The sequence below is a fragment of the Ramlibacter sp. genome (assembly GCF_035706265.1).
GTDB lineage: Bacteria > Pseudomonadota > Gammaproteobacteria > Burkholderiales > Burkholderiaceae_C > Ramlibacter.
Genome location: NZ_DASSVG010000135.1, coordinates 1 through 6,817 on the forward strand (window position 1 = coordinate 1; position 6,817 = coordinate 6,817).

Here is a 6,817-nt window from a genome sequence, read left to right on the forward strand (position 1 = left end):
TGCGCCACGCTCGACGAACGCCAGCGCGAGTGGATCTTCCAGCCCGGCGACCGCACCTGGGCCGGCGGCACGGCCTACGCCGAGGGCATGGAGGACGTCTGGATAGCCTTCGACTCCCGGGTCACGGGCAAGCCTTCGCGCCTGCACGGCCTGTGGCTCGCCGCCGAGGAGAGCCCGGAGACCCGGCCGGTGCTGCTCTACCTGCACGGCGCCCGCTGGAACGTCACCGGCTCGGCGCCGCGCATCCGCCGCATGCAGGAACTGGGCTTCAACGTGCTGGCGATCGACTACCGGGGCTTCGGCAAGTCCACGCGCGAACTGCCCTCCGAGGAGATGGCCTACGAGGATGCGCGCTCGGCCTGGGACTGGCTCGCGCGCCGCTACCCGCAGCGCCCGCGCTACGTGTTCGGCCATTCCCTGGGCGGCGCGGTCGCGATCGACCTCGCCTCGCACGTCGAGGACGAGCAGGGCGTGATCGTGGAAGGCACCTTCACCTCCATCCCCGACGTGGCGAGCTCGATGAAGTGGGGATGGCTGCCGATCGGGCCGCTGATCACGCAGCGCTTCGAGTCGATCCGCAAGGTGGCCGGGGTGCACTCGCCGCTGCTGGTGGTGCACGGTGCCAACGATTCGCTGATCGACGCCTCGCTGGGCCGCCGCCTCTACGAGGCCGCGACGGGGCGCAAGCGCTTCCTGCTGGTGGAAGGCGGCTCGCACCACAGCACCATGGCCCTCGGCCAGGCGCAGTACCGCGAGGCGCTCGCCCAGTTCTTCAGGCTGCAGTAGCGCGCTGCAGGACGGCGAGCGCCGCGCGCACGTCCTCGATCGGGATCTGCCCCGGCGCCGAAGCCGCCGCCCCCACAGCGAAGGTCAGGGCCGAGCCGAAGGCACCGCCGCACAGGCGCGTAACGGCGCCCAGCCCGCCCATGGCCATGCTGATCACGGGAATGCCCAGCGTGCGGCTGGCCTGCAGCGTGGCGCCGAGCAGCCGGTGCACGTCTTCCATGGCCTGCGGCATCACCGCCACCTTGGCGACGTCGGCTTCGAGCCGCTGCGCCTGCTCGAAGCGCGCCCGTAGTTCGGCCTCGTCCGGGGTGTACTGGAAGTCGTGGAACGACAGCACCAGCGGCAGGCCGTGGCGGCGCGTGAGCGCGCGCACCTGCGCCACGTGCGCGGCCTCGTTGCCCATCTCGAAGTCCATCAGGTCGGCGCAGCCGCTGGCCGCCACCGCCTCGTACAGCGCCAGCACCTGCGGCTCGTCGAGCGCGATCGGCTGGCCGCCCTCGCGCTGGCAGCGCCGGGTGAAGAGGATCGGGATGCCGGCGCTGGCCGCGCGCAGGTCGGCGGCGGCGGCGAGCACCTCGCCCGTGTCGCCGATCGCCTCGAAGAAGTCGACCCGCCATTCCAGCAGGTCCGGCTGCTTGGCCGCGACGGCGGCGGCTTCGCTGGCCAGCGCCGCGCGCGAGCGGGCCACGAGCGGCGCGCACACGGCAGGCAGCCGCCCACCGGCCAGGGGGCGGCCGTCGACTTGGATCGGGATCATCGGGGCATTCTAAGCAGCGGCCGGGCACCGCCCGGGTGCGCTGCCGCGCGCATCCCGCGTGCCGGCTAGCGTTCGGAATCCGCCTGCGGACGATCGGGGTTGCTGCCGCCCTGCGGCTTGCCTGCGTCGCCCTGCTGCTTGCCCGCGTCGCCTTTGCCGGCGGGCGCGCTGTCGCCGGCTTCCGGCTTGCGCAGGCCAAGCCTGGCCAGTTCGCGCTCCAGCAGCTCCTTGCGCACGGCGAGCGGCAGCGTCTCGGTGGCCCAGGTTCCGGAAACGGTATCCTGCGGCCCGTTCCCAGGTCGATCAGCACCCATGAAGTGCCATGCTAGGCACGTGCCAGCGACTGGCTGTCGGACAGTGCGGAGATGGTTGTCGGACAAGCCCGGACAAAGCTGAGCGGTGACGGCCGACTCAGGGACCGGAATTCTCGCGGTCCTCGAGGTCGTGGAACCACTGCATGAAGGCGCCCGTCTCGGTCTTGTCGAACACCGCGTCGGCGCCGAGTTCCATGCAGTGCTGCCGCACCCCGGGCGTCGCGTAGCTGCTGAACACGACGATGCGGCCACCGGCCGGGTCCGCCCGGCAGCGGCGGATCACGTTCATGCCGGCGCCCTGCTCCAGCACGAGGTCGATCACGGCCACGTCCCAGCCGCCGGGATGCTCGTCGAGCCACAGGTTCGCTTCGGCCTCGGTGCTGGCGTTGGCCACCACGCTGAAGCCGCCCAGGGAATCGAACATCTCGCCCAGCAAACCGCGCATCCGCTGCATGTCCTCCACGAGGAACACCCTCAGGTCCACGCCCTGGCATCTCCCTTGGTACTCTGGAGTCCCCATTCTGGATGCCCTTCCCCGGTGCACGGGGGCCACTGCAACCATTTGCGTACGGGCATGCGGCCCTGTCGCATCTGCTAACCTCGATCGATGCCCACCTCCGCCCTGCCCGCCACGGTGGCGCTCGCCGGGCCCACCGCCTCGGGCAAGAGCGCCGCTGCGCTCGCGCTGGCGCAGGAGCTGGATGCCGAGATCGTCAGCGTCGACTCGGCCCTGGTCTACCGCGGCATGGACATCGGCACGGCCAAGCCGAGCGCCGAGGAACGCGCCCGGGTGGTCCACCACCTCATCGACATCCGCGACCCGGCCGAGGCCTACAGCGCGGCGGAGTTCGCCACCGATGCGCGCCGGCTGCTGCAGGAGATCCGCGCCCGCGGCCGCCGCGTGGTGCTGGCCGGCGGCACGATGCTCTACTTCAAGGCCTTGTTCGAGGGGCTCGATGCGATGCCGCCGGCCGACCCCGAGGTGCGCGCGGCGATCGAGGCCGAAGCCGCGCGCAGCGGCTGGCCGGCACTGCATGCGCAGCTGGCCGCGGTGGACGCGCCCACGGCGGCGCGCCTGGCACCCAACGACGCGCAGCGCATCCAGCGCGCGCTCGAAGTGTTCCGGGTGAGCGGCCAGCCCTTGTCGCAGTTCCACCAGAACGCCGCGCGCGAACCCTTGCCGCAGCCGGACCTGTTCCTCTCGCTGGAGCCGAGCGACCGCGGCTGGCTGCACGCGCGCATCGCGCAGCGTTTCGACGCCATGCTGGCCGCCGGCTTCCTCGACGAGGTGCGGCGCCTGCGCGCGCGCGGCGACCTGCACCCGGCGCTGCCCAGCATGCGCTGCGTGGGCTACCGCCAGGCCTGGGAAGCGCTGGACGGCCAGTGGCCGGCGGAGCAGCTGCGCGAGCGCGCCATCGCGGCGACGCGCCAGCTCGCCAAGCGCCAGCTCACCTGGCTGCGCGGGATGCCGAAGCGGCGCGTGATCGCCTGCGACGCGCCGGACGCACTGGCGCAGGTGCTGCGGGCCGCGGGGGTGGAGGCCTGATGCTGCAGGTGCAGGGGCTCGCCAAGCGCTACGGCGACGTCGACGTGTTCCGCGACGTCACGCTCGCGGTGGCGGCGCGCGAATTCGTCGCCATCGTCGGCGAATCGGGCGTGGGCAAGTCCACGCTGCTCAATTGCATGGCGGGGCTGGACGTCTGGCAGGCCGGCCGCATCCTGGTGGACGGCGTGGACCTCGCCACGCTCGACGACGAAGGCCGCGCGCTGCTGCGGCGGGCCAAACTGGGTTTCGTGTTCCAGGCCTTCCACGTGCTGCCGCACCTGGACGTGGCGCAGAACGTGGGCTTGCCGCTGCTGCTGCTCGGGCGGCCCGATGCGCAGCGGGTGGAGGCGATGCTGCGCGCCGTGGGCCTGGAGGGACTGGGGGCGCGCCTGCCGCAGGAACTGAGCGGCGGCCAGCTGCAGCGCGTGGCCATCGCCCGCGCGGTGGTGCACGGGCCGAAGCTGCTGCTGGCCGACGAGCCCACCGGCAACCTCGATCCGCAGACCGCCGCGCGGGTGATGGAAGTGCTGCGCGCGCAGGCGCACGAAAGCGGCGCGGCCCTGGTGCTGGTGACGCATTCGGCGGCCGCCGCCGCGCAGGCGGACCGGGTGCTGCAGTTGCGCAGCGACGGGATCAGCGCCTGATCAGCCGCCCGGCGCCGTCAGCCCGAGCTTCTGCGCCAGCGTGACCGCCGGCACGGCGCCGTCGATCGTCACCAGCCCGCCGGTCTGCGTGTGCTTGCCGACGATGGTGGGCACGCCGGTGAAGCCGAAGCTGGTGAACAGCGCCGTGTTGGCCTTGACGACCTCCTTGTGCTGGTCGTCCACGCCCATGGCGCTGATGCCGCCCTGCTGGCTGCGCACGGAGGTCTCGTTCTCCTCCATCTTCGTCACCGGATCCTGCGCGCCGAGGATGGCCGCGCCCTGCGAGATGCTCTTCTCGCCGATCAGGCCGACCGGGATCCACACGAAGCGCGCCTGCGACTTCAGCGGCTTGACGTTCTCCCACAGCGCGGCGCAGTGCGGGCACTGCGGATCGAAGAACACGTAGATGACCCGCGTGGCCATCGTGGAGCCGACGTTGAAGCCCTTGGCCTTCTGCTCGATCGCTTCGATCGAGACCGGCTGCGGCGCGGGCTTGCCCCCGCTGCCGGCGGACGCGCCGGAGGAAGAGGAGGATTCCTGGCCGCAGGCCGCCAGCAGGCAGGCGGCAGCGGAGGCGCTGAGGACGAGGCGGCGCTTCATGATGCGGTGGCGGCCGCGAGGCCGCCGAGCTCGGAACAGTAGTCCATGAATTCCCGGGTCTGCGATTTGAGGAACACGGCGTCGGCGCCGAGCTTCAGGCAGTGCTTGCGGATGCCGTCGCTCGCGTAGTCGCTGAAGACCACGATGTTACCGCCGCCGGCTTGCACCGCATCGCGCGCGCCCGGGATCACGGCCATGCCGGTGCCCTGATCGAGCACGAGGTCGATGATGGCAAGGTCCCAGGCGCCGGGATTCTCCTGCAGCCACAGCTTGGCCTCGGCCTCGGTGCGCGCCACGTCCACCAGGCGGAAATCGCCCAGCGTCGCGAGCAGGTCGGCCAGGACGCCCTGCACCTGCTTCATGTCCTCGACCAGGAATACGCGCACGCTCACCTCGGGCCCGCCTTGCTCCAGCGTCTGACCGGCGATTCTAGTGCGGGGGTACTGTCGGGTGGGGCGCTCAGGCATCGGCCTGGACCTGTTCCAGCAGCTCGGCCACCTGCTCGAGGTCCTCGGCGGCCCGCTGCACCTTGCGTTCGAGCGCGGCGTTCTGCCGTATCGCCCAGGCGACGTCGCGCTTCTCCTTCACGCCCGGCGGGATCTCGCGCTCCAGTGCCCCGTGGGTCAGGCCCAGTTCGGCGCTGGCCACCTCGAGTTCGCGCTGCACTTCCTCCGTTCTGGTCTTGGCCTCCTCGATCCTGGGTTCAGGCGGATGGCTCATGGGACTCCTTTCGTTGCACGGTTATCCCGAAGACTAAGGACCGCACCACGCAGCCCCGGTCCGACGGGGGCCCGCGCATCCGCCGGAAGAGCCCGCGTCGTGCGCACCGCGGCGGCCGTATCGGCGTCGGCCGACCCGCGGGGCGGATGCCGCACTTCTCCTACAGGGCGCGGCATGCGCGCTGACCATCATGGCTGGACCTTTTCACCGGAGAACGATCCATGCCGAACACCCGAGGCGAAAAAGACGCCTGCGACCTGCTCGACGCCGACCACCGCGCCGTCAAGAAGCTGTTCAAGGAATACGAGGAGCTCACCAACTCGCGCGGACGCACCGTCGCGCAGAAGAAGATGGACCTGGCCCGCCAGATCTGCCACGAGCTCACCGTGCACGCGCAGATCGAGGAAGAAATGTTCTACCCCGCGCTGCGCGACGTGCTGAAGGACACCGACATGGTGGCCGAAGCCGAAGTGGAACACCAGTCGGCCAAGGACCTCATCGCGCAGATCGAAGGGATGGACGCGGCCGACGAGATGTTCGACGCCAAGGTCAAGGTTCTGGGCGAGTACGTGGACCACCACGTCAAGGAGGAACGCAACGAGATCTTCCCCAAGGCCCGCTCGGCACGGAAGCTGGACCTGGTGGCGATGCGCGACGAGCTGATGGCGCGCAAGGAAGAACTGATGGGAGAGATGGCCTGATCCTTCCGGGTTGCGGCGCGCGCGCGGCGGCACAATGGGCCGCATGCTCGCGCTCCTCGCGGTCTATTCCTGGCAGGAACTGAGGCATCACGCCTGGCGCAGTGCGACCGCGGTGCTGGCGGTCACGCTGGGCGTGGCGCTCGCCTTTTCCGTCCACCTGATCAACGCATCGGCGCTGGACGAGTTCTCCAGCGCGGCGCGCTCCGCCGGCGGCGAGCCGGACCTGGAACTGCGCGCCGCGCAAGGCGGCTTCGACGAATCGCTCTATGGCCGCGTCGCCACCGACGCGCGCGTGGCCCGGGCCAGCCCCGTGCTGGAATTGCAGACGCTCGCCGTGGCGCGCGATGGCGAACGCACCGCCGTGCGCGTGCTGGGCATCGATGCGCTGGAGGTCGGCGCCACGGCGCCGCAGCTGGTGCCCGTGCCGGGTGAAGGGGTCGATCGCCTCTCCGTGCTGGGGCCCGACACCGTGTTCCTCAATGCCGCCGCACGCGAAGTGCTGCCGGCCGGGCGCGTGCGGGTGCAGGCGGGGCTCGCGCTGCGCGAGCTGCGCGTGGCCGGCACCACCGGCGCGGGCGGCGGGCCGCTGCTGGTGCTGGACATCGGCGCCGCGCAGGACCTGTTCGGCCGCGGCGGCCAGCTCCCGCGCAACGACGTCCGCCTGCAGCCCGGCGTCGCGCGCGAGGCGTGGCTGCAGCAGCTGCAGCTCCCCGCCGGCGTGCAGGTCGCGCAGCCGGGCGACGCCGGCC

10 protein-coding genes and 1 pseudogene are annotated in these 6,817 nt (G+C 71.5%); 5 read left to right on the forward strand and 6 right to left on the reverse strand.

Features of this window, described 5'->3' with window-relative positions; translation table 11 throughout:
• Window positions 1–786 (forward strand): alpha/beta hydrolase (locus VFM98_RS05325; protein WP_325108858.1); only part of this gene is annotated, 786 nt, incomplete at its 5' end.
• Here the strand turns inward: VFM98_RS05325 and aroD are convergent.
• From aroD to VFM98_RS05340, 3 genes are all read right to left on the reverse strand, one after another.
• Window positions 773–1,543, reverse strand: coding sequence for a type I 3-dehydroquinate dehydratase (aroD, locus tag VFM98_RS05330; protein ID WP_325108859.1), 771 nt, complete (start codon window positions 1,541–1,543; stop codon window positions 773–775). The genes VFM98_RS05325 and aroD overlap by 14 nt on opposite strands.
• A gap of 65 nt (window positions 1,544–1,608) precedes the next feature.
• Window positions 1,609–1,857, reverse strand: a complete 249-nt coding sequence (locus tag VFM98_RS05335; protein WP_325108860.1) for a hypothetical protein — start codon at window positions 1,855–1,857, stop codon at window positions 1,609–1,611.
• Between the two features lie 97 nt (window positions 1,858–1,954).
• The gene (locus VFM98_RS05340) at window positions 1,955–2,341 is read right to left on the reverse strand and encodes a response regulator (RefSeq protein ID WP_325108861.1); all 387 of its coding nucleotides are present in this window, start codon (window positions 2,339–2,341) and stop codon (window positions 1,955–1,957) included.
• Between the two features lie 123 nt (window positions 2,342–2,464).
• Here VFM98_RS05340 and miaA point away from each other — a divergent pair, with 123 nt between their 5' ends.
• Both miaA and VFM98_RS05350 read left to right on the forward strand, forming a co-directional pair.
• Window positions 2,465–3,403 carry a tRNA (adenosine(37)-N6)-dimethylallyltransferase MiaA gene (gene miaA, locus VFM98_RS05345; RefSeq protein WP_325108862.1) on the forward strand — a complete coding sequence of 313 codons (939 nt, stop codon included), beginning with the start codon at window positions 2,465–2,467 and terminating at the stop codon, window positions 3,401–3,403.
• On the forward strand, window positions 3,403–4,047 hold the full coding sequence (locus VFM98_RS05350) for an ABC transporter ATP-binding protein (RefSeq protein WP_325108863.1): 645 nt from the start codon (window positions 3,403–3,405) through the stop codon (window positions 4,045–4,047). Before miaA ends, VFM98_RS05350 begins: the two co-directional genes overlap by 1 nt.
• Here VFM98_RS05350 and VFM98_RS05355 read toward each other — a convergent pair whose 3' ends face one another.
• The 3 genes from VFM98_RS05355 to VFM98_RS05365 form a co-directional block, all read right to left on the reverse strand.
• Window positions 4,048–4,647 (reverse strand): thioredoxin fold domain-containing protein, encoded by a 600-nt coding sequence (locus VFM98_RS05355; RefSeq protein WP_325108864.1) that lies wholly within the window; start codon window positions 4,645–4,647, stop codon window positions 4,048–4,050.
• Window positions 4,644–5,039, reverse strand: a complete 396-nt coding sequence (locus tag VFM98_RS05360; protein ID WP_325108865.1) for a response regulator — start codon at window positions 5,037–5,039, stop codon at window positions 4,644–4,646. Before VFM98_RS05360 ends, VFM98_RS05355 begins: the two co-directional genes overlap by 4 nt.
• Window positions 5,040–5,106: 67 nt before the next feature.
• Window positions 5,107–5,367, reverse strand: a complete 261-nt coding sequence (locus VFM98_RS05365; protein ID WP_325108866.1) for a hypothetical protein — start codon at window positions 5,365–5,367, stop codon at window positions 5,107–5,109.
• A gap of 221 nt (window positions 5,368–5,588) precedes the next feature.
• On the opposite strand from VFM98_RS05365, the gene VFM98_RS05370 reads away from it, so the two are divergent.
• Window positions 5,589–6,068 (forward strand): hemerythrin domain-containing protein, encoded by a 480-nt coding sequence (locus VFM98_RS05370; RefSeq protein WP_325108867.1) that lies wholly within the window; start codon window positions 5,589–5,591, stop codon window positions 6,066–6,068.
• Between the two features lie 43 nt (window positions 6,069–6,111).
• A pseudogene (locus VFM98_RS05375) lies at window positions 6,112–6,817 on the forward strand (ABC transporter permease); the annotation flags it as partial.